This is a genomic window from Streptomyces sp. NPDC003032 (genome assembly GCF_053591415.1).
On record NZ_JBSFTT010000028.1, the window covers coordinates 20,990 to 46,023 of the forward strand.

Annotated in this window: 22 protein-coding genes; 14 read left to right on the forward strand and 8 right to left on the reverse strand. The window is 72.8% G+C overall.

Features of this window, described 5'->3' with window-relative positions; genetic code table 11:
- Positions 1 to 18 precede the first annotated feature (18 nt).
- Both ACWDZ7_RS31410 and ACWDZ7_RS31415 read right to left on the reverse strand, forming a co-directional pair.
- Entirely contained in the window at positions 19 to 975 is a 957-nt protein-coding gene (locus tag ACWDZ7_RS31410; protein ID WP_451801691.1) for an ArsR/SmtB family transcription factor, read from the reverse strand.
- 25 nt (positions 976 to 1,000) lie between these two features.
- Positions 1,001 to 2,941 (reverse strand): BTAD domain-containing putative transcriptional regulator, encoded by a 1,941-nt coding sequence (locus ACWDZ7_RS31415; protein ID WP_451801692.1) that lies wholly within the window; start codon positions 2,939 to 2,941, stop codon positions 1,001 to 1,003.
- Between the two features lie 219 nt (positions 2,942 to 3,160).
- Between ACWDZ7_RS31415 and ACWDZ7_RS31420 the strand changes: the two genes are divergently transcribed.
- Positions 3,161 to 4,162 carry an AIR synthase-related protein gene (locus ACWDZ7_RS31420; protein WP_451801694.1) on the forward strand — a complete coding sequence of 334 codons (1,002 nt, stop codon included), beginning with the start codon at positions 3,161 to 3,163 and terminating at the stop codon, positions 4,160 to 4,162.
- Positions 4,163 to 4,379: 217 nt separating this feature from the next.
- Here ACWDZ7_RS31420 and ACWDZ7_RS31425 read toward each other — a convergent pair whose 3' ends face one another.
- Complete coding sequence (locus ACWDZ7_RS31425) at positions 4,380 to 4,589, reverse strand: hypothetical protein (RefSeq protein ID WP_451801695.1); 210 nt, start codon at positions 4,587 to 4,589, stop codon at positions 4,380 to 4,382.
- 145 nt (positions 4,590 to 4,734) lie between these two features.
- On the opposite strand from ACWDZ7_RS31425, the gene ACWDZ7_RS31430 reads away from it, so the two are divergent.
- From ACWDZ7_RS31430 to ACWDZ7_RS31440, 3 genes are all read left to right on the forward strand, one after another.
- A complete protein-coding gene (locus ACWDZ7_RS31430) occupies positions 4,735 to 5,766 on the forward strand; it encodes a helix-turn-helix transcriptional regulator (protein ID WP_451801697.1) in 1,032 nt (343 codons plus the stop codon).
- An 88-nt stretch (positions 5,767 to 5,854) separates the two neighbouring features.
- The gene (locus tag ACWDZ7_RS31435) at positions 5,855 to 6,835 is read left to right on the forward strand and encodes a hypothetical protein (RefSeq protein WP_451801698.1); all 981 of its coding nucleotides are present in this window, start codon (positions 5,855 to 5,857) and stop codon (positions 6,833 to 6,835) included.
- Between the two features lie 98 nt (positions 6,836 to 6,933).
- Entirely contained in the window at positions 6,934 to 9,594 is a 2,661-nt protein-coding gene (locus ACWDZ7_RS31440) for a BTAD domain-containing putative transcriptional regulator (RefSeq protein ID WP_451801699.1), read from the forward strand.
- On the opposite strand, the gene rfbC is transcribed toward ACWDZ7_RS31440, so the two are convergent.
- A complete protein-coding gene (rfbC, locus tag ACWDZ7_RS31445; RefSeq protein ID WP_451801805.1) occupies positions 9,581 to 10,165 on the reverse strand; it encodes a dTDP-4-dehydrorhamnose 3,5-epimerase in 585 nt (194 codons plus the stop codon). The two genes, ACWDZ7_RS31440 and rfbC, sit on opposite strands and share 14 nt — an antisense overlap.
- Before the next feature lie 2 nt (positions 10,166 to 10,167).
- A complete protein-coding gene (gene rfbA, locus ACWDZ7_RS31450) occupies positions 10,168 to 11,049 on the reverse strand; it encodes a glucose-1-phosphate thymidylyltransferase RfbA (RefSeq protein WP_451801701.1) in 882 nt (293 codons plus the stop codon).
- A gap of 94 nt (positions 11,050 to 11,143) precedes the next feature.
- Here rfbA and rfbB point away from each other — a divergent pair, with 94 nt between their 5' ends.
- The 9 genes from rfbB (at position 11,144) to trpC (ending at position 20,056) form a co-directional block, all read left to right on the forward strand.
- A complete protein-coding gene (gene rfbB, locus ACWDZ7_RS31455) occupies positions 11,144 to 12,133 on the forward strand; it encodes a dTDP-glucose 4,6-dehydratase (RefSeq protein WP_451801702.1) in 990 nt (329 codons plus the stop codon).
- Positions 12,130 to 13,029, forward strand: a complete 900-nt coding sequence (rfbD, locus tag ACWDZ7_RS31460; RefSeq protein WP_451801704.1) for a dTDP-4-dehydrorhamnose reductase — start codon at positions 12,130 to 12,132, stop codon at positions 13,027 to 13,029. Before rfbB ends, rfbD begins: the two co-directional genes overlap by 4 nt.
- A gap of 92 nt (positions 13,030 to 13,121) precedes the next feature.
- Positions 13,122 to 14,309, forward strand: a complete 1,188-nt coding sequence (locus ACWDZ7_RS31465) for an inositol-3-phosphate synthase (RefSeq protein ID WP_451801705.1) — start codon at positions 13,122 to 13,124, stop codon at positions 14,307 to 14,309.
- On the forward strand, positions 14,309 to 15,181 hold the full coding sequence (locus ACWDZ7_RS31470) for an SCO3242 family prenyltransferase (protein ID WP_451801706.1): 873 nt from the start codon (positions 14,309 to 14,311) through the stop codon (positions 15,179 to 15,181). The genes ACWDZ7_RS31465 and ACWDZ7_RS31470 overlap by 1 nt, the downstream gene beginning before the upstream one ends.
- Positions 15,178 to 15,852 (forward strand): EboA domain-containing protein, encoded by a 675-nt coding sequence (locus ACWDZ7_RS31475; RefSeq protein WP_451801708.1) that lies wholly within the window; start codon positions 15,178 to 15,180, stop codon positions 15,850 to 15,852. Before ACWDZ7_RS31470 ends, ACWDZ7_RS31475 begins: the two co-directional genes overlap by 4 nt.
- Entirely contained in the window at positions 15,822 to 16,682 is an 861-nt protein-coding gene (locus tag ACWDZ7_RS31480; RefSeq protein WP_451801709.1) for a TatD family hydrolase, read from the forward strand. Before ACWDZ7_RS31475 ends, ACWDZ7_RS31480 begins: the two co-directional genes overlap by 31 nt.
- A 7-nt stretch (positions 16,683 to 16,689) precedes the next feature.
- Complete coding sequence (eboE, locus tag ACWDZ7_RS31485) at positions 16,690 to 17,862, forward strand: metabolite traffic protein EboE (protein ID WP_451801710.1); 1,173 nt, start codon at positions 16,690 to 16,692, stop codon at positions 17,860 to 17,862.
- Positions 17,859 to 19,271, forward strand: a complete 1,413-nt coding sequence (locus ACWDZ7_RS31490; protein ID WP_451801711.1) for an alkaline phosphatase family protein — start codon at positions 17,859 to 17,861, stop codon at positions 19,269 to 19,271. The genes eboE and ACWDZ7_RS31490 overlap by 4 nt, the downstream gene beginning before the upstream one ends.
- On the forward strand, positions 19,268 to 20,056 hold the full coding sequence (gene trpC / locus ACWDZ7_RS31495; protein ID WP_451801713.1) for an indole-3-glycerol phosphate synthase TrpC: 789 nt from the start codon (positions 19,268 to 19,270) through the stop codon (positions 20,054 to 20,056). Before ACWDZ7_RS31490 ends, trpC begins: the two co-directional genes overlap by 4 nt.
- Before the next feature lie 18 nt (positions 20,057 to 20,074).
- On the opposite strand, the gene trpD is transcribed toward trpC, so the two are convergent.
- Complete coding sequence (gene trpD, locus ACWDZ7_RS31500) at positions 20,075 to 21,097, reverse strand: anthranilate phosphoribosyltransferase (RefSeq protein WP_451801807.1); 1,023 nt, start codon at positions 21,095 to 21,097, stop codon at positions 20,075 to 20,077.
- Positions 21,098 to 21,274: 177 nt separating this feature from the next.
- Between trpD and pdxR the strand changes: the two genes are divergently transcribed.
- The gene (gene pdxR, locus ACWDZ7_RS31505) at positions 21,275 to 22,699 is read left to right on the forward strand and encodes a MocR-like pyridoxine biosynthesis transcription factor PdxR (protein WP_451801715.1); all 1,425 of its coding nucleotides are present in this window, start codon (positions 21,275 to 21,277) and stop codon (positions 22,697 to 22,699) included.
- Between the two features lie 9 nt (positions 22,700 to 22,708).
- Here the strand turns inward: pdxR and ACWDZ7_RS31510 are convergent, their stop codons facing one another.
- Both ACWDZ7_RS31510 and ACWDZ7_RS31515 read right to left on the reverse strand, forming a co-directional pair.
- A complete protein-coding gene (locus ACWDZ7_RS31510; RefSeq protein WP_451801716.1) occupies positions 22,709 to 23,281 on the reverse strand; it encodes an anthranilate synthase component II in 573 nt (190 codons plus the stop codon).
- Positions 23,278 to 24,882, reverse strand: coding sequence for an anthranilate synthase component I family protein (locus tag ACWDZ7_RS31515; protein ID WP_451801717.1), 1,605 nt, complete (start codon positions 24,880 to 24,882; stop codon positions 23,278 to 23,280). Before ACWDZ7_RS31515 ends, ACWDZ7_RS31510 begins: the two co-directional genes overlap by 4 nt.
- Positions 24,883 to 25,034: the final 152 nt, after the last annotated feature.

Below are 25,034 nucleotides of genomic sequence, written 5' to 3' on the forward strand. Positions count from 1 at the left end.
GGGAGCGCCGTGGTCCGGTCAGCCCGTGCGGATCTCCGAGCGCGTCTCGTGCGCCGCGGGCCCCGCGGAACGCTCCGGGTGCGGTACACCGAGCAGGGCCATGCCGAGCGGAGTGACCGTGTGCAGCACGGTGTTGCGGTTGCGCATGGTGGTGATGAGCCCGGACTCCCGCAGGATGGCCGTGTGCTGGCTGGCGCCGGCGGAGGAGATGCCGAGGACTTCGGCGAGCTGGCTGGTGGTGCACGACGAGGTGAGGGCGCGCAGCGCGGCGGCCCGGGTCTTTCCCACGAGAGCGCTCAGGGCTTGCGAGGAGTTGTCGGGGCTGTCCCAGAGTCCGGCGCCCGTCGGGGTGTCCAGGGGCGCCGCGTACACCAGGGCCCGCTGTCCGGTTTCGGGCTCGGCGCCGATCAGTACGGCCGGCTGGTGCTGCGAGAGGAACAGCGAGGGTACGAGGACGAGACCCTGGCCGTCGAGGAAGACGTCCCGCGCCGGCCCGGGGATCCCCATCACCGGCGAGCTCCAGCTGATCCGGGAGTGGAGTGTCGCGAAGAGCCGGTCGACTCCCCCGGTCATGGTGATCCGCCCGCGGGCGTCGCACTCCGCGGTGAGCCGTGCCTGCATCCGGCTCGCGTACGGCTCCAGGGCGGACCGCCACACCTGCGTGATCTCGGCCGTGGCGTCGCGGCGGCTGATCCCCGCCGAGCGCAGCACCGAGTCGTCCGCGGTGGGCGACCGGTCGACCAGGCACAGCAGATCGTTCGGTGCCTGCACCCTGCGCTGCGCGGCGGTCAGCAGCTGGGTCAGCGGTGTCGACCGCCGCAGGTGCCGGCTGAGCTGGTTGCGCCACTGCACCTGTGAGGCGCTGCTGGTCCGGCCGAGCATGCCGAGCGCGAAGACCGTCTCGGCGACCGGACCGAGGGTGGGCCTGAGTCTTATTCGGGTCAGGTCCTGCGCGGTGAAATGGATTCTGAACACCTTCGCTCCTCACCGTGACGTTCCGTCACGAGCCCGTTCTCTCTCGGCCTGCCCCGTGTCGGGAGGCCCTCGTGTCACCGGCCGGGGGTGCCAGCAGGGCGAGTTCTCCGCGCCATGCGACGGCGCGGGGCCGGGCCGCGTACCGTTCCGCGGCGTGCAACCCGAGCAGGGCCGGGAAGCGGTAGCGCAACGCTCCGCAGGTGTCCCGGCCCGCCACTTCCAGGAGCTGAAGATCCACCAGCCGTTCCAGTACGTCCTCCGCGTCGCGCACCCCGAGGCGCAGGGCCTCCGCCCCGGTCCACACGTCGAAGGCGGCGGCGGTGATGCCGCCCAGCTCGCTGTAGCGTTCCGCCAGCTCCCGGGGTACCGAGTGCAGGGCACGGTCGAAGCAGGCGCGGACCGAGGGCTCGCCGCGGCTCAGCGCGTCCAGGAGGCGGCCCCTGTCGGCCAGCCGCTCGACCAGGTCGGCCACGGTCCAGTGCGGTTTGGCCGCCAGCCGGGAACCCGCGGCGCGCAGGGCGACCGGCAGCCGCGCGCAGAGCCCGACGAGGGTGGCCGTCCCCACCGGGTCGGCGGTGACGCGGCCGGGGCCCGCGCTCCGTGCGAGCAGCCGCACGGCGTCCTCCTGCGTGAGGCCGCCCAGCCGGAGTGCCTCGGCGGCGCCGCCGTCCATGAGCAGTTCGGAGCCGGTGACGATGACGCGGCAGCGGCTGCCGCCGGGCAGCAGCGGGGCGATCTGCTCGTAGGAGGCGGCGTGGTCGAGGACGATCAGCACCCGCCGGTCCGCGAGCAGGCTGCGGTAGAGCGCCCCGCACTCCTCGGTTCCGGCGGGGAGGTGTTCGGCGGGGACGCCGAGCGCCCGCACGAAGCGCCGCAGCACCCGTTCCGCGGCGCGTTCCGGCACCTCGTCGGCCAAGCCCCGCAGATCGGCGTGGAGCCGGCCGTCGGGGAAGTCGGCCGCGGCACGGTGGCCCCAGTTCAGCGCGAGCGCGCTCTTGCCGGTGCCCGGCGGTCCGACGACGTAGCAGACGGGCGCGGTGTGGCCGTCGGGGGCGGCGGCAAGCACCTCGTCCATGCGCCGCAGTTCGGCCCGGCGGCCGGTGAACAGCGACCCGCCCGGAGGAAGTTGGGCGGGCGTGCACTTTTGCCGGGGCATCGCGGGGAGCGTGGCCTCAAGGGGCGGGCGCGGCGCGGGGTCGTCGTGCAGGATCTGTTCGTGCACGGCGCGGAGGTCGGCGCCCGGCTCCAGACCGAGCTCGTCGATGGTGAGGCTGCGCCCCTCACGGAAGGTCCGCAGCGCTTCGGCACGCTGGCCCGACCGGTGCTGGGCGAGCATGAGACAGGCACGCAGCTGCTCGCGCAGCGGGTTCTCCCTCACCAAGGTGGTCAGCTCACCGACGAGGGAGCGGTGCTCGCCGAGCTCCAGGCGCAGCACCATCAGCTGTTCGGCTGCGAGCATCCGCTGCTGGGCGAGGTGGGCGCCCTCCAGCTCAGCGAAGTCACAGGTCAGATCGGCGAAGGCGGGCCCCCGCCACAGGGCGAGCGCGCTGTGCAGCCGTTCGGCCGCCCGCTCGGTGTGTCCCTGGCGGACGAGTTCGTAGCCCTCTTCCGTCCGGTCGGTGAACTCGGTGATGTCCGTCCAGTGGGAGACGGAAGCCAGCTGGTACCCGGGTGCCACCGTGGTGATGACGTCCTCATTGGCACCCGCGTCGCGAAAGAGCTTGCGCAGCGCGGCGACACAGATGGAGACCTGGGTGCGCGCGCTGCTCGGCGGGTTGCCGCTCCAGACGTCACGGGCCAGGTCGTATACCGGGACCACCCGCCCCCGCGCCAGCAACAGGCGGGCGAGGACCGCTCGTTGGCGGGAGCCCCGCAGGTCGAGGGCCTGGCCGCCGACGGACACCTCGATCGGGCCCAGCAGACGGAAAGAGCACTCCCCCGTGTGCTGCGCCATGGATGTATTCACGACATGGCCTCCCCCGTTCGACGAGCGGAACGACCGCCCGCGTCTCAACCATCTACATGAGTAACACCCGGGCACTAAAGGGATCTTTGTGCAGGCCGGAACCGTCCCGCAGCACCGCGGATCCGGCTGCCACCACATCCGAATGCGGGCAGACTTGCCACGCGGCCGGCTCATCGGCAAACCGTCGCCGACCCGCCGGCCACTGAGGGGGGAACACGAATGAGACACAAGGGTGGGATCGAGAGCAGACAGGTGACGCTCGATGACGACGCCTACGGGACGTTGAGCGGACCGGTGAGCGAGTTGCTCGGGGAGGCACCGGCGGCAGAGCCGGTGTGGAGCACCGCACCCGCCGTCGTCAGTGGCTCGTACGCGGTCGATCCGCCGTTCTTCGGCGACGGTGACATCGGCCGCCTGGCCGTGTGCGCGGCCGTCAACGACCTCGCCGCCCGCGGCATAGAGCCGTGGTGGGTCACGCTGAGCCTCACCGTCGAGGCGGGACTGCCCGCCACGCTGCTGCGGCGGGTCCTCGCATCCGCCCAGGACGCCGCGTACGAGGCGGACGTAGTGGTCCGCGGCCTGGAGACACGCGTGGTGCGCGCGGGCGACGCGAACCGGCTCTTCGCGCACAGCACTTGCGCGGGCAGACACGGGGCCGCGCCCCTGTGGGCGGGCGGCGCCGTGCCGGGTGATCTGCTCCTGCTGACCGCGCCGCTGGGGGGCTGGGCAGTGCACCTGCTGTCGGTCCGGGAGGGGCTGGGGCTCGAGAACCTGGTGCCGAGCGGCTGCCATCCGCTGAACATGATGCTCCGCGACATCCTGCGGTCGGTGGAACCGGGCGCCGTGCGTCAGGTGCACCGCATCGCGCGAGGCGGCCTGGCGCGGGTACTGGGGGCCCAGGCGACGGCCGCCGGCCGGACGGTCAGGGTGTACGAGGAGGCGCTGCCCATCCAGCACGAGGTGAGTGCCGCGGCCGAACTGCTCGGCATCGACCTGCTGTACACCACGGACGAGGGCTGCTTGTTCCTGTGCGTGTCGGCCAGGGCCGCGGACTCCGTACTGGATACCCTGCGGGCGAATCCGTACGGCCGCGAAGCCGCGGTGATCGGAGAAGTGACGGAGTCCGTGTCGCCGATGGCGGTACTCGCCGAGCGCGAGGGCCGGGCGCGGCGCCTCGACGCCCGGGCGGCCCTGTGGCCGGAGCCGTCGCGGCTGCGATGAGGAGTTCCCGGCCGCCCGGGAACCCTGTACCGCCCGTAAAGAGGAGAATGCCGGAAAAGCTTCCGCTCTTCCGGCATTCCGCTATCTTACTGATCAGTACCTGTGAACTGCGTCACAGTGGATTCAGGAATATGCGGAATTCTCCACTCCACTGCACGGGAAAGCAGCTACAGAGGCACTGTCCGGTCCCGTCCACCTGACATACCGCAAGAACGGGTCAGCCCCATATGGGGTCCTTCTCGGGCACTTCCTGAGTTATCTGGGCGCCGGTCGCGGCCGTGACGGCCCCCGCGCCCTCGTGCGACATCACGGCACTTTGCACACCGGTCGCCCCGGCGACGAGCAGGGCTGCCATGGCCGCTCCCACCAGCGTCTCACTGGTTGCGTGCCCGGCACGGAAGAGGTTCATGGCCTTGGGAAACAGCACGGTTTCTCTCCAATTCGACGAGCCACCCGATTTACAGCACGTCAGTATCGACGTTCCGCCGTCAATCATCGTTCACCCGGGCCTCTTCACCCCTGGCATATAGTTGCAGTGCAGCAAGTGCACTTGCTCAGGGGGAGGTTGAGTCGTGGAACAGAGCTCCGCGGATTCCGAGTTCGACCGACTGGACGACACGAGCGCCGAGGCCTACCGGTTAGCGGTACTCGAAGGGCAGTTCAGAGCGGAAGCGATAGCAGCCGAACTGAACCTTTCACCGGAGGACGTCCAGCGCACCGAACGGGTACTGCGGGTATTGCGCCTGCTCCATCCGACCCCCGGGGACCCCCGGCGCCTCGCGCCCGTCAGCCCCGACGCCGCGTCCTCGGAACTCCTCGGCCCCATGGAGCAGCACATGGGCCAGCTGGAGCAGCACGTCTCCCGGCTCCGGAGCCAGCTCTCCGCGCTGCAACCCATCTACTTCGAGGGACGAAGGCTCCGTAACCACCTGGAGGCGTTCGACACCATCTCCGACCCCGACATCGTCCAGTCGATGATCGACTCGCTGATCAAGCGCAGCAAGTACGAAGTGCTGACCGTGCAGCCCGGAGGCGCCCGCCCGCCGCATCTGCTGGAGTCCGCCAAGCAGAGCTGCCTGGCCATAGTGGAGCGGGGAGTCAGGCTGCGCTCGATCTACCAGCACACCGCGCGCACCGATCCCGGGACCCAGGCGCTGGTCCGCGAAGTCTCCGCCGAGGGCGGGGAGTTCCGGACGTCCGAGGAGGTCATCGACCGGCTCATCGTCATCGACCGGGAGGTCGCCTTCCTGCCCCAGCGCAAGGCTGCCAACGGAGTCTCGGGCGGCGCCGTGGTGGCACGCGAGCCCACGCTCGTCAACTACCTCTGCTCGGTCCACGACCTGCTGTGGCGTTCCGCCGTGTCCTTCCTGCCGGACGATCCCTCTTCGAAGCCCGTCATGGACGACGTGAAGCGGGCGATCATCCGGCTCCTCGCCGAGGGCTACAAGGACGAGTTGGTGGCCCGAAGACTCGGCATGTCGGTGCGCACGTGCCGACGTCACATCTCCGAGATCACCGCCGAGCTCAAGGCGGCGAGCCGCTTCCAGGCGGGGGTGAAAGCGGCGACCTACGGCCTGTTCGGGCCTGTGGCGCCCACCACGTGAACCCCGCGCGCCCCACCGCAACTTACGGACATGCAGCTTCATGTCAGGGCGGTTCCCTGGCCCTGACATGGGCCAGGGAGTCACCGTGATGACGGCCGAGGTCGATCTGCGGGGGCGGGGGCACGGAGTCGTGAACAAGGGCGTCATATCCTCCGGAGCCGTGTCCAGCCGCGGTCCGTCCTTCCATCTCGTCCACAGCTCGCCCTACGGAGAGCACTACGCGATCGACGCGCCGTCGCGGAGGGAGGAGCGGTTCGCCGTGTCCGGTGAACTGCTCCCCGGCCAGGGACCGGCCGGGGAGCACCCCGGGCACTTCCACGACTGGCAGCTGCTGACCCGGCTGGTGCTCGACACGGGCCGCTTCGTCGGGCCTCGGCACTTCGGTGTGCCCCCGTACCTTCCCGCCCAGCTGGCCCTGTTCGAGCTGGACCTGCACGACCCGGCCGCCTGGCGTGCGGACGCCGTCCGCACACCCCTCACCGGGGAACTGCGCGTCCGGCCCTCCCGCGCCCTGGACGGTGCCCCGCACCGGATCGAGATCGAGGGCTCGGTCCGTCTCGGCCCCACGCCCTGCGCCCGGATCAGGGCGGCCCTCGGTTTCCTCGTGCCCGTACCCGTGGGCGCGCCGGGGCCCGCGGGCCCCGCTGTCGCGGTGCATCCCTTCGAAGTGGGGCGCGTCTCCCCGGAGTCCGTACTCCTCGGCACCCCCGCGCTCTCCTCGTACGGCCGCCTCACCTCGCCCGTACTCATCCCCCGCGACCTGCCCGGGCTCGGCGCGGAGCCCGGAGGGACCATTCCCGACCTGGCCCTCGTGGAAGTGGTCAGGCAGGCGTCGCTGCTGTGCGCGGGGCTCACCTGCGGCCTGCGCCCCCAGCGCAGTACGACAGTCGCTCTCACCGTCCGCCGCCGGGGCTTCGCCGTCGCGGGCGCCCCGCTGCACTGCACCGCCGTCCCGGGAACACTCTCGGTCGACGAGCACGGCTACCCCCGGGTCCCCGTCGTCCTGACCATCCACCAGAACGGCCGGGCGGTCGTCGAGGCGACCTCCGAGGTGCACCAGGACTACTGACGCCCCGCGCCCCACCGGTCCACACGACGCCGATCGGGCGACCTGACGCAGAGAAACGCGGAAACACCGCAAGAGAGGACAAGGGGGAAGTCCGCACCATGAGATTTCACCTGCTCGGCCCGCTGGAGGTCCTGTCCCCCACGGCCACGGATCCCGACACCACGCCCCGTGCCGCCAAGCACCGCGCCATTCTCGCCACGCTGCTGGTCCGTGCCGGCGAGCCCGTCCCGACCGAGACGCTGATCAGCGAGCTGTGGGGGGACACACCGCCGCGCACGGCGACCACCACCATCCAGGTCTACATCTCCCAGTTGCGCAAGTTCCTGAACCTCGCCGACTCGAACGGCGCCGGCCAGGCCATCGTGACCCGCCGCCCCGGTTATCTCTTCCGCCTCGACCCCGGGCAACTGGACCTCACCCTCTTCGAGGCGCTGTACGAGCAGGGCCTCGCCGCGGCCGAGCGGCAGGAGCACGCCAGGGCCTCGGACCTGCTGGGCGAGGCGCTCGCCCTGTGGCGGGGGCGCTTCCTCGCCGACACCCCGGCCGGGCCACTGCTGTCGGCCGAGGGCTCGCGGCTCTCCGAGATGCGCGTGAGCGCCCTGGAGCAGCGCATCCGCGCGGACCTCCAGCTCGGGCGCCATCAGGAACTCCTCGGTGTGCTCAGGACCGCCACCGCCGAGCATCCGCTGCGCGAGGAGCTGCACGCCCACCTCATGGTCGCGCTCTACCGCTCGGGCCGTCAGGCCGAGGCCCTCCAGGTGTTCGCGGCGCTGCGCCGCACCCTTGTCGACGAACTCGCCATCGAGCCTGGCCCCTCGCTCCAGCGCCTGCACCAGCGGCTGCTCTCGGGCGACCCCAAACTCCTGCACGCCGCCAGGGACCGGGCACGGACCGGCCCCACCGGCGCCCCTCCCCCGCCGCCCGCGCGCTTTCCCCCGCCGGACCCGCGGTTCGCGGGGCGGTCGGCGGAGCTGGCAGAGGTCTGCGGCCTCCTGCGCGAAGGGGTGGCCAGAGTCCTGGTGACCGGTGCCCCGGGGACAGGCAAGTCCGCCCTCGCCCGGCACGCGGCCCATCTGCTCAAGGACGCCTTCCCTGAAGGACGCGTCCTCGCCGACCTGCGGACGGCACCCTCCACGACGCCCGCCGAGATCACCGAACGGCTGCTGCACGCCGCCGGGGCCCCTGCCCCTCTGCCGGACACACCCGCGGCGCGCCTGCGGCTGCTGCGCCGGCTCACCGAGGGACGCGGGCTCCTGCTCGTCCTGGACAACGCCGACCTGGCCGGGGACCTGAGCACCGCCCTGCCGGACCAACCGGGCATCACCACGCTGATCACCGCGCGGCACCGCCCCGGTGGGCTCGGGCCGGCCGCCACAGTGCGCATCGGCCTGCCCGACCAGGCGACGGCGGAGGCCATCTTCACCACGGCCTGCGAGAGCGCGGCCGCGCAGACGGCACCCGAAACGGTCGAGGAGATCACCGCTTTGTGCGGCCGCCTGCCGCTCGCGCTGCGTGCCGCGGGCGCTCGCCTGGCCGCCCACCCGCACTGGACGGCAGCCACTTTCGTGGGCCGGTTGCGCCCCGAGGAGACCCGGCTCGACGAACTGCGGCACGACGGACTCGACGTACGGGCCTGGCTGCTGCACGGGTACGAGAGGTGTGCCGGGCCGGAGCGCGACGCCTTCCGGATGCTGAGTGTGCTGCCGCCGGGCCCCTTCGACGCCGCGTCGGCCACGGCGGTCCTGGACGTGACACCGGAGGCCGCCACAGCGCTCCTGGAACAGCTCGTCGGCAGCGGCCTGCTGGACGTGGCGGGGTCGGGTGGCAGCGCCCTCGCGAGCTACCGGCTGCCCCGCCTGTACCGGCTGCTCGCTCTCGAACTCGGCGCGGCGGACCCCGCCGGCGCCCGGCACGCCGCCATCGGGCGGCTGTGTGAGGCGTACGCGCGCACAGCCGAGTGGTCCAGACCCGGGGCAGGCCTCAGTGCTCTCGTCGCCGGTACCTCCGGCGCGGCGCCGGGTTCCTCGGGCCCTCGCGCTCTGCATTGGTACACCGAACAGCGGTCCGCTCTCGTCCGGACGGTGCGCGAGGCGGCCGATGCCGGTCAGTGGCGGCCCGCACTGCGCCTCGCCCGTGCCATCGGCGACTTCCTGGAGGCCATCGCGGCGTGGGACGACTGGGCCACGGTCCAAGAGGCCGCGCTCCGGGCCGCCGAGGCGGTCCAGGACGAGGACGGGCGCGCCTGGGCGCTGCGCTTCGGAGGTGACCTCGCCTGGCAGCGGCGGGAGTTCGACGGGGCGTGCCGGTGTTACCGGGACGCGCTCCGGGTGGCGCGGCGGGCCAGGAACCCGGCCGAGGAGGCGCGGTCACTGGCCGGACTCGCGGATCTCCATCTGGAGCACGGCTCGTCGCAGGACGCGGCGGCTCTGGCCGCCGAGGCGCGGGCGGCGGCGGACGCGTCGCAGGACCAGCGGGCCCTGTTCGAGGCACAGCGCTGTCAGGCCCTCGTCGCGCTCGACGCGGGCCGCTCCGCGGAGGCCGAGAAGTTCTTCGCCTGCTGCGTGGAGACGGCCACGGAGCTGGCCGACCGACGGCTCGAGGCCTACGCCCGCCGCTCGGAGCGCGCGGCGGCCGTGCCCGACGGCTTGCCGGGCACGTTCGTCGGCGTGGAGGTGCGGCCGGGAGTGAGCCGGTTGGGCCCCGCACCCTCGGGGGTCTTCGGCAGGGTCCCCGAGCCCTGCGGAATCAATCCTTCCTGAGGGCGAGGCACTCCTCGTAATCCGGCAGCAGCCCCTCGGCCCGCACCTCGGCCAGGGACGGTGCCTCCCGGTCCCGGTCGGAGAGCAGCTGCGACCGGCCGGGCCAGGCGATGCCGAGCTGCGGGTCGTGGACGTTGACGGAGTGCTCCCGGCCGGGCTCGTACGCACGGGACACCAGGTAGCTGACAGTGGCGCTCTCGCTCAGCGCGCAGAAGCCGTGCCCGAACCCCTCGGGCAGATAGACGGCGGCCCGCTCGCTGTCGTCGAGCCGAACGGCCTCCCACCGGCCGAAGTCGGGCGATCCCACCCTGAGGTCGACGACGACATCGAGGACCGCACCGCTCACGCACGTCACGTACTTGGCCTGCCCGTGGGGGACCTGCGCGAAGTGGATGCCACGGACCACGCCCCGCGCCGACACGGACAGATTGCCCTGGACCATGTCCGGGGGACGGTGGGCGAGCACGTCGGCGAGCAGGTCCGGGCGGTACCACTCCATGAAGAGTCCGCGGGGGTCGGCGTGCTGGTGCGGAGTGATCCGCAGCGCGCCCGGGACGGACAGCTCACTGATCTTCACAGCTGCCCCCGGCTCTTCGCGTCGAGCAGCCCGAGCAGATATGCGCCGTAGCCGCTCTTGGCCAACGGCTCGGCCAGCAGGGCGAGTTGGGCGTCTCCGATCAGGCCGGAGCGCCAGGCCGCCTCCTCCACGCAGCCGATCTTCAGTCCCTGCCGCTCCTCGACGACCCGGACGAACTCCGAGGCGTGGACGAGCGAGGTGAAGGTCCCGGTGTCCAGCCAGGCCGTGCCGCGGTCGAGGACGGTGACCTGGAGTTCACCTCGTTCGAGATAGGCGGTGTTGACGTCGGTGATCTCCAGCTCGCCCCGGGGGCTGGGCCTGAGCGCGCGGGCGATGTCGACCACCTCGTTGTCGTAGAAGTAGAGGCCGGGCACGGCATACCTCGACTTGGGGTGTTCGGGCTTCTCCTCCACGGACACCGCGCGTCCCTGCTCGTCGAACTCGACGACACCGTAGGCGCGAGGGTCCGAGACCGGGCAGGCGAAGATGCGGCCGCCCCGCTCCGGCGCGCCGACGGCGAGGTTTCGCCCAAGGCCCGTCCCGTAGAAGATGTTGTCCCCGAGGGCCAGGGCCACCGGCTCGTCACCGATGAACTTCTCGCCGATCAGGAAGGCCTGTGCGAGGCCCTCCGGCCGTTCCTGGACCGCGTACTCGATGCTGATCCCCCACTGGGAGCCGTCATCGAGGAGGTGCTGGAAGTGGACCTGGTCGGACGGGGTGGTGATGATCAGCAACTCGCTCACCCCGGCCATCACCAGGGTGGAGAGCGGGTAGTAGACCATCGGTTTGTCGAAGACAGGCATCAGCTGTTTCGACACCGCTTTCGTCACCGGCCACAACCGGGATCCGGTGCCTCCTGCAAGGATGATTCCGCGCATGCGAGTCATGGTGCAGTGGCGCGCTAAGGCGTCGCTTAGGCGGCGGCGACGGGCCCGGCCCGTACGGCCGCCGCTGGGCTAAGCTCCGGCAGCCATGAGACTCCTCGTCACCGGTGGTGCCGGCTTCATCGGCTCGCAATTCGTCCGCGCCACCCTCTCCGGCGCACTGCTCTCTCCCTCCGACGCGCACGTCACCGTCATCGACAAACTCACCTACTCCGGCAACCTCGCCAACCTCGCCCCCGTCGCCGACCACCCGGCGCTGACCTTCGAGGTCGGCGACATCACCGACGCCTATTTCGTCGACTCGGTGATGCCCGGCCACGACGCCGTGGTGCACTTCGCCGCCGAGTCGCACGTGGACCGGTCACTCGTCGGGGCCCGTGACTTCGTGACGTCCAACGTGCTCGGCACCCAGGCACTCCTCGATGCGGCGCGCAAGCACCGGGTCGGCCGTTTCGTCCATGTCTCCACCGACGAGGTGTACGGCTCGATCGAGCGGGGCTCGTGGACCGAGGACACGCCCCTCGCCCCCAACTCCCCCTACGCGGCGAGCAAGGCGGGCTCCGATCTGCTCGCCCTCGCCCAGCACCGCAGCCACTCCATGGACGTCGTCATCACCCGGTGCTCGAACAACTACGGGCGTTATCACTTCCCGGAGAAGATGATCCCGCTCTTCATCACCCGGCTCATGCGGGGCCGCAAGGTCCCGCTCTACGGCGACGGCGGCAATGTCCGGGACTGGCTGCACGTCTCGGACCACTGCGCGGGAATCGACCTGGCGCTGCATCGCGGCCGGGCGGGCGAGATATACCACATCGGCGGCGGCACCGAGCTGACCAACAAGGAGCTCACGGGGCTGCTCCTCGAAGCCTGCGGGGCGGGCTGGGAGCAGGTGGAGTACGTCGCCGACCGCAAGGGCCACGACCGCCGGTACTCCCTGGACATCACCAAGATCCGCGATGAACTGGGCTACGCCCCGTCGGTCTCCTTCGAAGAGGGGCTCGCCGACACCATCCGTTGGTACCACGACAACCGCGACTGGTGGGAGCCCCTCCAGGACCGAGCGGCGATCCACCGGTGACGCGCTGGCTGGTCACCGGCGCGACGGGCATGCTCGGCCGGGACGTGGCCGACGCCCTGCGCGCGGCGGGCGAGGGGCCGGGCACGACCGCGCTCGGCCGTGCCGGTCTCGACATCACCGACGCCGCCGCGGTCCGCGACGCGGTGGCGGGTCACGACGTGGTGGTCAACACGGCGGCGTGGACGGACGTGGACGGGGCCGAGGCCGACGAGGCCGCGGCGTCGGCCGCCAACGCGACGGGCGTACGGAACCTGGCCGCCGCCTGCGCGCCGCACCGCGCCCGGCTGCTGCACATCTCCACGGACTACGTGTTCTCCGGCAGCGGCACCGTGCCCTGGGCCGAGGACGCCGAGCCCGCACCGGTCAACGCGTACGGCCGCACCAAGCTCGCGGGCGAGCGTGCCGTGCGCGAGCTGCTGCCGGCGCACGGCTACACAGTCCGCACCGCCTGGCTGTACGGAGCACACGGGCCGAACTTCGTCTCCACCATGCTCCGGCTCGCGGCCGAGCGCGACGTCCTGGACGTCGTCGCCGACCAGCGGGGCCAGCCCACGTGGTCCGGCGCGCTCGCGGCGCGCCTGGTGGCGCTGGGGCGGGCCACGCTCGTCGGCGACGCGCCACCCGGCGTGTACCACGGGACGGCGACCGGCCGGGCCACCTGGTTCTCGCTCGCCAGGGAGGCCTTCGCGCTGGCCGGGCTCGACCCGCGGCGGATCAGGCCCGTGGGCTCCGAGCGGTATCCGAGGCCCGCCCCGCGGCCGGCCTGGAGCGTCCTTGGGCACGAGGGCTGGGCGCACGCCGGGATGTCCCCGCTCGCCCCCTGGCGGGACATGCTCGCCCAGGCCTTCGGCGAAGGCGTCTTCGGCGGGGGCCGGGTGGGCAGCGGCGCCGGTTAGGCCGGCGATAGCCGCGAGTTGCCGGGCCCATAGCGGCGCTGACCATGCTGATCCCAAGAGCCGACAGACGAAGGACAACCGGAGGCACAACCATGGGGCAGCGGACCGGAGTATGGCTGGTGGGCGCCCGGGGATCGGTGGCCACCACCGTGGTGGCGGGCGCCGCGGCGCTCGCCGCCCACCTCGCGGAACCGGTCGGCTGTGTCACGGAGACGGAACCGCTGCGCCGGCTGCCGCTTCCCGGCTTCGGCGACCTGGTCTTCGGCGGGCACGACATCACGTCGGTGTCCCTGCGCAAGCGCGCCGAACAGCTCGTCGAGGCAGGCGTGCTGCCCTTGGCACCGACGGCTCAGCTCGGCGCGGCCCTCGACGCGGCCGACCGGGAGATCCGCTCCGGCGCCCGCCCCGCGCACGGTGGCCCGCAGGCACGGCACGCACAGGCGCTCACCGCCGACCTCGTGTCCTTCAGGGAGCGGCACGGCCTGGACACGGTGGTGGTGGTCAACCTTTCCTCGACCGAACCGGCCGTCGCCCCCGACGGCCCGCCCACCACCCCCGACAGTCTGCGGCGCTCGCTGGAGGAGCGGGCCGACGTGCTGCCGCCGAGTTCGCTGTACGCGTACGCGGCGCTCATGGCCGACTGCGCCTACGTGGACTTCACACCGTCGACCGGCATCCGGCTGACCGCACTGGAGTCGCTCGCCGCCGACCGCGGCCTGCCGTACACGGGCCGCGACGGGAAGACCGGCGAGACCCTCGTCAAGAGCGTGCTGGCCCCGATGTTCGCGCAGCGGGCGCTGCGCGTGCGGTCCTGGTCCGGCACGAACCTGCTGGGCGGCGGCGACGGCGCGACGCTGCGGGACCCTCTTGCCGCCCGGAGCAAGACCACCTCCAAGAGCCGGGTGCTGGAGGAGATCCTCGGCCATGAGGTGGAGGGCGAGACGCACATCGACGACGTCCCCGGCCTCGGCGAGTGGAAGACCGCATGGGACCACGTCGGCTTCGAGGGATTCCTCGGAGTGCGGATGACGATGCAGTTCACCTGGCAGGGATGCGACTCCGCTCTCGCCGCGCCGCTGGTGCTCGACCTGATCCGGATGATGGCGCTGGCGCGCCGGCGCGGGCACAGCGGCCCGCAGCCGCAGTTCGGCTTCTTCTTCAAGGACCCCGTCGAGGCCGTGGGGCACGCCTCCCTCGGCGGCGTGCGCGCGGGAGGCGGCCACGGGCTCGACGAGCAGTACCGGGCGCTGCTCGGCTGGGCGGAATCGGTGGCGTCCTGATGCCCGGTCCGCTCTTCGAACTGGTCCGCGCACCGGCCGCGTTGACGGTGCCGGGCGACACACTGGCCGGGGCGGTGGCCACGGGACGCCCCCTTCGTCCCGCGGCCGCCGGCCTGGCCGCCGCCTCCGTCTGTCTCTACTGGGCGGGCATGGCGCTCAACGACTACGCCGACCGGACCGTGGACGCCTACGAGCGGTCCCACCGTCCGGTGCCCTCGGGCCGGGTCGGTGCGCGCACCGCGCTGGCCGTCGCGGTCTGCGGCACCTCGGCGGGCCTCGGCCTCGCGGCGCTGAGCGGCGGGCGCCGCTCGCTCGCCGTCGCCGTGCCGCTGGCGGCCACCGTCTGGGCGTACGACATGAAGCTCAAGGCGGGACCCTACGGTCCCGCCGCCATGGCGGCCGCGCGCGGGCTGGACGTCCTGCTCGGCGCCACGGCGGATGGCGGCGAAGGCATGGTCCGCGCCCTGTTCCCCGCCGCGACGATGGCGGCCCACACGGCCGCCGTGACCCGGCTCAGCAGCGGCGAGGTCCATGGGGCGCCGTCGGCTCTGCCCCGGGCGACGCTCGCGGCCACCGCCGTGGTCTTCGCGACGGCCGCGCTCCCCGCGCCCGGCCCGCGCGGTCGCTCCGCCCGGGTGGCCCAGACCGCCCTGGCGGGCTGGTACGCCTACCGCTTCGGCCGCCCCCAGGTCTCCGCCGCCAGGCAGCCCTCGGGGGACCGGATCCGGTCCGCCGTCGGCGCGGGCATTCACTCCATGGTGCCCCTCCAGGCCGCTCTCGTCGCCCGCTCGGGCGCCCCGCTGCCCGCGGCCCTGCTCTCCGTCGCGCTCCCCGTGGCCCGGCGCCTGGCCCGGCGGGTGTCTCCGACATGAGTGCCCCGTCCCGTGTCTTCGTGCGGTCCGCCCTCGACCACGCGCTCACCCCGTCCGGCGCCGCCTGGCTGAGCGCCGCCGAAGAACGCGTCGCCACCTCGGCCGACGCCCTCGCCGTCCTGTTCCCCGCCGCCGGCCGCTCCTGCGGGCACGGGCCGTTGCCCGGTCCCGCCGGATGGAGCGTGGCGGACGCGGCTCGCGCGTTCCTGCTGCTCGCCGTCCCGCCGGACGACGGCCGCAGACTCACCGAGACCCTGGCCTGCTACCGGTACGGCGACGCCTGCGAACGCCGTTCCGTACTCGTTGCGCTGCCCCTCCTCGGACTCGGTCCGCAGGCCGTCGAGCTGACCGAGGACGCCCTGCGCACCCAGGACGGCCGCCTCGTGGAGGCCGCCGTCGGGCCGTACGCGGCGCGCCACCTGAGTCAGCCGCTGTGGCGCCAGGCGGTGCTCAAGTGCCTGTTCACTGGTGTCCCGCTGAGTGCCGTCGCGGGGCTCGGCAGCCGCTGCGACGAGCCGCTCCTGAAGATGCTGGGCGCTCTCGTCGAAGAACGCGAGGCGGCCGGCCGCCCGGCGCCGCCCGACGCCGTCGCCCTTCTCACCGCCGCCCCGTCCGTCCCGCCCACCAGGAGTGGTACCTCATGCGGATTCTCGACCCGCACATCCATATGACGTCCAGAACCACCGACGACTACCGCGCCATGTACGCCGCCGGAGTGCGCTGTGTGGTGGAGCCCTCCTTCTGGCTGGGCCAGCCCCGTACGGGCGTGGGGAGCTTCACCGACTACTTCGACGCGCTCCTCGGCTGGGAGCCCTACCGGGCGGCCCAGTTCGGCATCGCCCATCACTGCGCCCTCGCGCTCAACCCCAAGGAGGCCAACGACCCGCGCTGCGCCGGCGTACTGGATCTGCTGCCCCGCTACCTGGCGAAGGACTCGGTGGTGGCCGTCGGCGAGATCGGCTTCGACTCCGGGACACCCGAGGAGGAGAAGGCGTTCGCCGCCCAGCTCGAACTCGCCAGGGACCACGGACTGCCGGCCCTGGTGCACACCCCGCACCGCGACAAGGCGGCGGGCACCGCACGCTCCCTGGAGCTGGTGGCCGCGTCGGGCATCGATCCCGGCCGGGTGGTCATGGACCACCTCAACGAGGTCACGGTCGCGCCCGTCGCGGACAGCGGCTGCTGGATGGGGTTCTCGATCTACCCCGACACCAAGATGGACCCGTCCAGGATGGTGCGCATCCTGGAGCAGTACGGCACCGAGCGCGTGCTGGTGAACTCCGCGGCCGACTGGGGGCACAGCGATCCCCTGCTCACCCGGGTGACCGGTGAGGCGATGCTCGCCGCCGGCTTCGACGAGGACGCCGTCGACCAGGTGCTGTGGCGCAACCCGGTCGCCTTCTACGGGCAGAGCGGGCGACTGCGGCCGGTCCTCGCCCCGGACCACCCGGCCGCCTCTGCCTCTCACGAGGGTAATTCCGTCGCACGCGGGTCGAGTTGAGGCCGGTATGCGCTTTCAGCACTCCGACGGTACGACCGTCCACCTCGCCTACTGCACCAACGTGCACCCCAGCGAGTCACTCGACGGAATCATCGGGAATCTGGACCGCCACGCCGTGCCGGTGCGGGAGCGTTTGGCCGCCGACCGGCTCGGCGTGGGTCTGTGGCTCCCCCGGCAGGCCGCGGACGAACTGGCCGCCGAACCGGCGGCCGTCGACCGGCTGCGCCGGGAACTGACCGCCCGCGGCCTTGACGCGGTCTCGCTCAACGCCTTTCCCTACCAGGGTTTTCACGCTCCCCGCGTCAAACGGGACGTCTACCTCCCCGACTGGGCCGACCCCGAGCGGCTGCGTTACACCCTCGTACTGGCGCGCATCCTGTCCCGGCTGCTGCCGGACGACGCGGCCCGGGGCAGCATCTCCACGCTGCCGCTGGGCTGGCGCTCCTGGTGGTGCCAGGAGCGCCAGGACAAGGCCGACGCCGCTCTCGACCGGCTGGCCACGGGCCTCGCGCAGATCGCCGCCGAGGAGGGCAGGCCGGTCCGGGTCGGCTTCGAACCCGAGCCGGGGTGCGTGATCGAACGCACCGAGGACGCGGTGGAGCTGCTCGCGGGCCGCTCCCCCGGGCTCCTCGGCGTCTGCCTGGACACCTGCCACCTCGCGGTGGCGTTCGAGGAACCCGCCGAGGCGCTGGAGCGGCTCGCGTCCGCCGGCGTGCCCGTGGTGAAGCTCCAGGCGTCCTGCGCGCTGCACGTGCCGCGGCCGCGGGACCCCGCCGCCGCGGCCGCGCTCGCCGCGTTCGACGAGCCCCGGTTCCTGCACCAGACCAGGGAGTCGGCGCACCCGCTGCCGCTGCCCATGGACGACCTGCGCGAGGCTCTCGGCCCGGACGGGCTGCCGCGGCACGCCCCGTGGCGCGTCCACTTCCACGTCCCGCTGCACGCGGCTCCCCGTCCGCCGCTCGCCTCCACCCGGCCGGTGCTGGAGGCCACCCTGGCCGGGCTGCTCGGCACGCCGGTCGCCGGCACGGACCACGTCGAGGTCGAGACCTACACCTGGAACGTACTGCCGCCCGGCCAGCGCCCCTCGGGACCCGAGGCGCTGACGGCGGGCATCGCCGCGGAACTCGACTGGGTCCGCGGTGTGTTCAGCGGGCTCGGGCTGAAGGAGGAGGGCCGATGAGCGCACGCCGGGCCGTGGTGGTGCTGTGCACCGTCGGGGTCACCCCGCGGCTGCTCCCCCACATGCCGAACCTCCGCGCGATCGGCGAGGAGGGCTTCACCGCCCCGCTGACGACGGTCTTCCCCGCGGTGACCTCCACCGTGCAGGCGAGCATCATCACCGGGTCGCCGCCCAAGGAGCACGGCGCCGTCGCCAACGGCTGGTACGCCCGCGACCGGGGCGAGGTGCAGTTCTGGGGGCAGCACAACGCCCTGGTGGCGGGGGAGAAGGTATGGCACGCGGCACGCGCCGTCGACCCCGCGCACCGCAGTGCCTATCTCTGCTGGTGGTACGCGATGGGCGCGGACGTCGACACCGTGCTGACCCCGCGTCCGGTCTACCGCTACGACGGCCGCAAGGAGCCCGACTGCTACACCCGCCCGGCCGGGCTGCGGGACGCGCTCACCGACGCGCTCGGCCCCTTCCCGCTGTTCCGGTACTGGGGTCCCGCCGCGGACATCTCCGGTACCGAGTGGATCGTCGCCGCCGCGCGCCTGGTGGTGCGCACCATCTCGCCCGACCTCTCCTTCGTCTACATCCCGCACCTGGACTACGACTTGCAGCGGTACGGGCCGGACGGCCCCGAGGCGATACGGGCGGCGCGCATGGCGGACGCCGCCCTCGCCCCACTGCTGCGCGAGCTGAGGGCCCGGGGCACCACGGTCCTCGCCCTGAGCGAGTACGGCATCACGGCCGCGCGCAGGCCGGTCGACATCAACCGGGCGCTGCGCGGCGCGGGGCTGCTCTCGGTCTACGCGCAGCGGGGGATGGAGTACTTGGACCCGTACACGTCCCGTGCGTTCGCCGTGGCCGACCACCAGGTGGCCCAGGTGTACGTCGACGACCCGGCGGACATACCGCGGGTGCGTGACGTACTGCGTGAACTGCCGGGCCTCGACGAGGTGTACGACCGGTCCGCGCAGCTGAAGCTCGGCGCCGGCCACCAGCGGTCGGGCGAGCTGGTGGCGGTCGCCGAGCCGGACGCCTGGTTCACGTACTACTACTGGCTGGACGACGCGCGCGCGCCTGACTTCGCGCGCGGTGTGGAGATCCACCGCAAGCCGGGCTACGACCCGGCGGAGCTCTTCTTCGACCCGCACGACCGCTGGGTGAAGGGCAGGGCCGCGCTCACCCTGCTGCGCAAGCGGGCCGGGATGCGGGCCCCGATGACCGTGGTGCCGCTGGACGCCTCGGTGGTGCGCGGCACCCACGGCCGGCTGCCCGACGATCCGCGCGACTCCCCCGTACTGCTGTGCTCCGACCCGAGCGCGGAGCTCAAGCGGTGCCACGCCACTGAGGTGAAGGACCTGATCCTGCGGCTTTCGGGGCTGGGCCCGACGCCGTCGGCCCCGAGGAGAGGTACGCCGTGAACGTACTCGATTCGATCGTGGACGGGGTGCTCGCCGATCTGGCGGTGCGCCGCGCCCGGGTGCCCCTGGACGCACTGCGGCAGCGGGTGGCGGAGGCACCGCCCGCCCTGGACGGGGCGGCGGCGCTCCGCGCGGACCCGGGGGTCCGGGTGATCGCCGAAGTGAAGCGGGTGAGCCCGTCCGCCGGGCGGCTCGCGGACATCCCGGACGCCGGGGCGCTGGCCGAGGCCTACCAGGAGGGCGGCGCGGCGGCCATCAGCGTGCTGACCGAGGAACGCCGCTTCGGCGGCGCTCTCGCGGACCTCGACGCCGTGCGGGAGCGCGTACGGATCCCCGTGCTGCGCAAGGACTTCGTGGTGGACCGCTACCAGGTGTGGGAAGCGCGGGCGCACGGCGCGGACCTGGTGCTGCTCATCGTGGCCGCGCTGGACCAGAGCCGTCTGCGGTCCCTGGTGGCGGAGGCGCGCGCCGCGGGGCTGACCCCGCTGGTGGAGGCGCACGACGCGCGGGAGATCGCGCGGGCCCTCGACGCGGGAGCGGACGTGGTCGGGATCAACACCCGGGATCTGCGCACACTCGAAGTGGACCGCGGGGCGTTCGCCAGGCTGGCGGAACAGGTGCCGCGCGAGGTGGTGCGGGTGGCCGAGTCCGGCATCCGCGGTCCCAAGGACGTGGCCGCCTGCGCGGCGGCGGGCGCGGACGCCGTGCTGGTCGGCACCGCGCTGGTGACCGGAGGCCGGCCGGCCCGCGCGGTCCGCGCCCTGCGCGAGGCCGGCCGCCGCTGAGCCGCCGGCCGCCCGGTCTCAGCCGGCGGCGGCCCGCTTCGTCGTGAGCTCCGCCCATCGCTCGAGCACGGCCGCGGCGGCGCCCGAGTCGATCGCCTCGGCGCAGGGTTCCAGCTGGGCGGCGATGCGCTCGGCGATGGGCAGCGGTGACGGCCGCAGCGCGGCGAGGCCCGCGGCGGCGGACAGCAGCACCGCGTCGCGTACCGCACCGCGCTCACCCGCGAACAGGGCGTGCGCGACACCCGCGTTGTGCTCGGCGTCACCGCCGCGCAGCTCCTCCAGGCGGGCGCGGGCGATGCCGACGTCCAGCGGATCGAACTTCTCGGGGCGGACCTCCCCGTCCCGCACCGACCAGACCTTGGAGGTAGTGGTGACCGTCAGTTCGTCGAGCCCGTCGTCGCCGCGGAAGACCAGCGCCGAGGTACCCCGGATCGCCAGGACTCCCGCGATCAGTGGCGCGGTCCGGGCGTCGGCCGTGCCGACCGCCTGGGCCGTGGGCGAGGCCGGATTGGACAGCGGGCCCAGCAGATTGAAGACCGTGGGGATGCCGAGGTCCCGCCGGGTCGGGGCGGCGTGCCGCATGGCGGGGTGGAAGCGCGGCGCGAAGCAGAAGGTGATCCCCGCCTCCTCCGCCACTTCCGCGATGTCGCGCGGCGACAGTTCCAGCGCCACCCCGAGCCGCTCCAGGACGTCGGCCGAACCGCACGCGGAGGACGCCGAGCGGTTCCCGTGCTTGACCACCTTGGCCCCGGCTCCGGCGGCCACGATCGCGGCCATCGTCGAGATGTTCACCGTGTTCGCGCCGTCGCCGCCGGTCCCGACGATGTCCAGGGTCGGGCCGGGCACGTCGAGCGGCACGGCGTGCGCGCGCAGACCCTCGACCAGACCGGCGACCTCGTCCACCGTCTCGCCCTTGACGCGCAGGGCCACCAGCAGGCCCGCGAGGCGGGCCGGGCTCGCCTCCCCGCGCATGATGTGCCGCATCGCCCACGCCGTGTCACCGGCTGTCAGGTCCACCCGGTCGAGTACTGCCGTGAGCATGCCGGGCCAGTCGCGCTCCGCTTCTGTCACCGGATCCCCTTCTCCCGTCGTCGCGTCCCTGCCCTGCGGCCGGGCGCCGTCCCGCGGATCAGTCTGGTGCCCGCCGGGCGGCAGGCACCAGACCAGTCGCGGGTGGCGCCGCCGGTCCACTTGCCGCGCCGAACAGGGGAGTCGCTGATGGTGTGGCTGGCCTCGATCGAAGTCTCACGGCAGTCGCCGGAGCCGCTGACCGGGCAGATCCAGATGGCCGTGAAGCGGGAGATCACCGAGGGTGTGCTGCGTCCGGGAACCCGCCTCCCGTCGAGCCGTGCGCTCGCCGACGATCTGCGGGTCTCCCGCAGCGTGGTGGTGGAGGCGTACGGGCAGTTGATCGCCGAGGGGTACCTGGAGGCGGTGCAGGGTTCGGGCACCCGGGTGGCCGGGCACCTGTCGCCCGCCCCGGTCGTGCCGACGCTCCTCGACGAGGGCCGGGTGCCCGCCGTCCGTTGGGACCTGCGGACAGGTGGCGCGGTGCCGGCGCACTTCCCCTACCGGGAGTGGTCAGGGGCGTACCAGCGTGCGATGCGGGGCCTTGGCCGGGCGGAACTGGACTATCCCCCGCTGTCCGGCGCCCGGGCGCTGCGCGAGGAGCTGACCCGCTATCTGGGCCGGGTGCGCGGGGTGCGCACCACGCCCGACCAGATCATGGTGGTGCAGGGCTTCGCCCACGGCCTCGCGCTGCTGTGCTCGGCACTGCCGCGCCTCGGCATCGAGACGGTGGCGGTGGAGGACCCCGGTCTGGTCCGTCAGCACCGGTTCGTCCAGGAGGCCGGGCTGTCCACCGTGCCCATTCCCGTCGACGCCGAGGGCATCGACGTGGCCGCGCTGGCGCGCTCCGGGGTGCGCGCGGTCCTCGTGACGCCCTTCCACCAGTTCCCCACGGGGGTCACCCTGTCCGCACAGCGGCGCGCGATGCTGGTCGACTGGGCCAGGGACACGGGCGCGTATCTCATCGAGGACGACTACGACGGTGACTTCTGGCTGGAGCGCACTCCCCCTCCGCTGGCCCTGCACCGACTGGCGCCCGACCGCGTCGTCTACGCGGGCACGGCGAGCAAGGCGCTGGCCCCCGCCCTGCGGCTCGGCTGGCTCGCGGCGCCCCCGGTCGTGCTCACCGCCCTTCAGCAGGTCCGCAGCGAGCGCGATCTGGGCTCGGAGGGCCTGACCCAGCTGGCCTTCGCCGAACTGCTGCGCGGCGGCACTCTCGACCGGCATCTGCGCAGGCTCAGAGCGCGCTACCGCAGCCGCAGAGAGGCGCTCACCCAGGCGGTGCACCGCCATCTGCCGGGCACGGCGGTGGTCGGCTCGGCAGCCGGACTGCACGCCTATCTGCGGCTGCCCCCGCACACCGACGAGGCGCTCCTCGTGACAGGTGCGCTGCGCGGCTCCGTACTGGTGCGCGGGGGCCGGGAGTTCACCGCCCTGGCCAGGCGGTCCGACCCCGCGCTGGTGATCGGCTATGCGGCGCTCCCCGCGACGGCGCTGCTGGATGCCCTGCGCGAGCTCGGGCGGGTGTGGGCCATGCTGCCCCGGGCGGAGCGCGGTGCGGCCCGGTCCGCGTGAGGTGGCCGGTCAGCGGCTCGCCACGGAGAGGAACTCCTCCAGCATGTCCAGGCCGCCGGTGGTGGTGATGCTCTCCGGATGGAACTGCACGCCCTCCACGGGCAGTTCGCGGTGGCGCAGCCCCATCACGTATCCGTCGTCCTGCGACCACGCCGTGGCCTGGAGGCAGGCGGGCAGCGGCTCGGCCACCACGAGTGAGTGGTAGCGCGTGACCTCCACCGCCTGCGGAACCCTCCCGAACACCCCCGAGCCGTCGTGCCGGACCGTGCTGGTCCTGCCGTGCATGAGGTGGTCCGCGACCTGGACGCGGCCGCCGTACGCCAGCGCGATGGCCTGGTGCCCGAGGCAGACGCCCAACAGGGGGACCTCTCCCGCGAAACGGTGGACCAGTTCGACGTGCCCCGAGTCGGCGGCGTGCCCGGGGCCCGGTCCCAGGACGATGGCGTCGGGCCGCCCCGCCGCGAGTTCGTCCGGGGTCCTGGTGCCCGAACGCACGACCTGCGTCCGCACCCCCAGGGAGCGGATGTACCGGTCGATGATGTGGGTGAAGCTGTCGTACGCGTCCACGATGAGTACGTTCACGCCGCCCACTCCTCGTCCGCCGCCGGCTCGTCGCCTGTGTGCGGCGGGCCTTCCCCCACGAGTTCGTCACCGGTCAGCGCCCAGTAGGCGGCGCCCATCTTCGCCAGCGTCTCGTCCCATTCGGCCTCGGCCCGCGACTCGGCGACGATCCCGGCCGAGCTCTGGGTCGAGTAGACCCCTTCGTCGTAGGCGATGGTCCTGATGCACAGGGCGAGTTCGGTCCATCCCCGGACGTCGACGAGACCCACCGCTCCGGCGTAGCTGCCCCGCGCGTGGTGCTCCAGGTCGTTGATGATCTCCATGGCGCGCAGCTTCGGCGCGCCGCTCATGGTGCCCGCGGGGAAGGTGGCGCGCAGCGCGTCCCAGGTGGTCACGCCGGGTTCGAGCCTGCCGTGCACCGTGGAGACCATGTGGAACACGTGGGAGAAGCCCTCGACCGTCATCAGCCTGTCCACGGGCAGCGTGCCGGGCCGGGTCACCCGGCCGATGTCGTTGCGGCACAGGTCGACCAGCATGATGTGCTCCGCCTGCTCCTTGGAGCTGGCCCGCATCTCCTTGATCCGCCGCTCGTCCTCCGCGGGATCGCCGCTGCGCCGCGTGGTCCCCGCGATCGGGCGCATGGTGATCTCGTCGCCCACGGTTCTGTAGAACAGCTCCGGGCTCGCGCCGATGAGTTCGCCTCCGCCACGCGGCAGCAGATACATGTACGGGGACGGGTTGCGCTCTCGCAGCCGTCGGTAGACATCCAGCGGCGCCAACTCGGTGCGCACGTCGATACGGTGACCGATCTGGATCTGGTAGATGTCTCCCACGCCGATGTGTTCCAGGCAGGTCTCGGCCCGTTCCAGGAAGGTCTCGCGCGACACCGAGTCCCGCACGGACCGCGGCCGGGGCGCTTGGGGAGCGGCGCGGGCGACAGGGGCGGCGGCGGCCTGCGCGGCCAGCACCTCAAGGTCGACGGCGGGGCGTGCGGGGAAGAGCCGGCCGTCCGTGCCGTCGGCGTCATCGGCCCGCAGTAGCGTGACGGCCCCCGAGTCCCGGTCGTACTGGACCGTGTCCCGGAACAGCGTGAGGCTGAGGTCGGGCGGGCCGCAGTCGCGGTCGGTGGCCGGCAGCTCCTCCATGTGCCACGCCGCCTCGTACGCGACGCTGGTCAAGAAGCCGAAGGTGTACGAGGACGGCGGCAGCGCGGTGTCCACCCGGAAAACGTTCTGGGCGGACGCGAGGAGCCGCCACATCTGCTCCGGGGCGGTCAACGCGAAGCGCGGTGCGGCGGCGTCACCCGGCTTCACGGCGGTGAGCCCGGCTCCGGCCGCGCACCGGGCGAGGGCCCGGACCAGAGGTCGCGTGCCGTCGATCTCCACATGCCGGGCATACACCCTGATCTCCGCGAGCCGGCCGAGCCCCACAGCGGTCGGCCCGCGGTGCTCATCGGGTCCGCCCAGGCTCTCCAGCAGGAACACCTCGCGGGCGCCGAGTGCGCGGCGCAGCCGGGTGTAGAGGTCGAGCGGGGCGTGCCGCGGTAGCTCGGATCCGGTGACTCGCACGACGAGGGGATCGACTGCGGATCCATGGTCCGTCGTGCGCGCGGACAGCTGCATGGCGCTCCTTCACGGATTCGGTGTGGGTGCCCGTCTTTGGATGTCCGCCTCCGGGTGTCCGTGGATTCGGATTCGGGCCCGCTGGAATGGCAACAGACAACCACCGCGCCCACGGAGGGACCAGACCATTTCCGGATCCGGAATACGGACCA

Bases quoted from the DNA above. Each gene is read 5' to 3' on its own strand.
- ACWDZ7_RS31420 (WP_451801694.1), top strand. From the start codon at position 3,161: ATGAGACACAAGGGTGGGATCGAGAGCAGACAGGTGACGCTCGATGAC.
- ACWDZ7_RS31435 (WP_451801698.1), top strand. From the start codon at position 5,855: ATGACGGCCGAGGTCGATCTGCGGGGGCGGGGGCACGGAGTCGTGAAC.
- ACWDZ7_RS31440 (WP_451801699.1), top strand. From the start codon at position 6,934: ATGAGATTTCACCTGCTCGGCCCGCTGGAGGTCCTGTCCCCCACGGCC.
- rfbA (WP_451801701.1), bottom strand. From the start codon at position 11,049: ATGCGCGGAATCATCCTTGCAGGAGGCACCGGATCCCGGTTGTGGCCG.
- rfbB (WP_451801702.1), top strand. From the start codon at position 11,144: ATGAGACTCCTCGTCACCGGTGGTGCCGGCTTCATCGGCTCGCAATTC.
- ACWDZ7_RS31465 (WP_451801705.1), top strand. From the start codon at position 13,122: ATGGGGCAGCGGACCGGAGTATGGCTGGTGGGCGCCCGGGGATCGGTG.
- ACWDZ7_RS31470 (WP_451801706.1), top strand. From the start codon at position 14,309: ATGCCCGGTCCGCTCTTCGAACTGGTCCGCGCACCGGCCGCGTTGACG.
- ACWDZ7_RS31475 (WP_451801708.1), top strand. From the start codon at position 15,178: ATGAGTGCCCCGTCCCGTGTCTTCGTGCGGTCCGCCCTCGACCACGCG.
- ACWDZ7_RS31480 (WP_451801709.1), top strand. From the start codon at position 15,822: ATGCGGATTCTCGACCCGCACATCCATATGACGTCCAGAACCACCGAC.
- eboE (WP_451801710.1), top strand. From the start codon at position 16,690: ATGCGCTTTCAGCACTCCGACGGTACGACCGTCCACCTCGCCTACTGC.
- ACWDZ7_RS31490 (WP_451801711.1), top strand. From the start codon at position 17,859: ATGAGCGCACGCCGGGCCGTGGTGGTGCTGTGCACCGTCGGGGTCACC.
- trpD (WP_451801807.1), bottom strand. From the start codon at position 21,097: ATGCTCACGGCAGTACTCGACCGGGTGGACCTGACAGCCGGTGACACG.
- pdxR (WP_451801715.1), top strand. From the start codon at position 21,275: ATGGTGTGGCTGGCCTCGATCGAAGTCTCACGGCAGTCGCCGGAGCCG.
- ACWDZ7_RS31515 (WP_451801717.1), bottom strand. From the start codon at position 24,882: ATGCAGCTGTCCGCGCGCACGACGGACCATGGATCCGCAGTCGATCCC.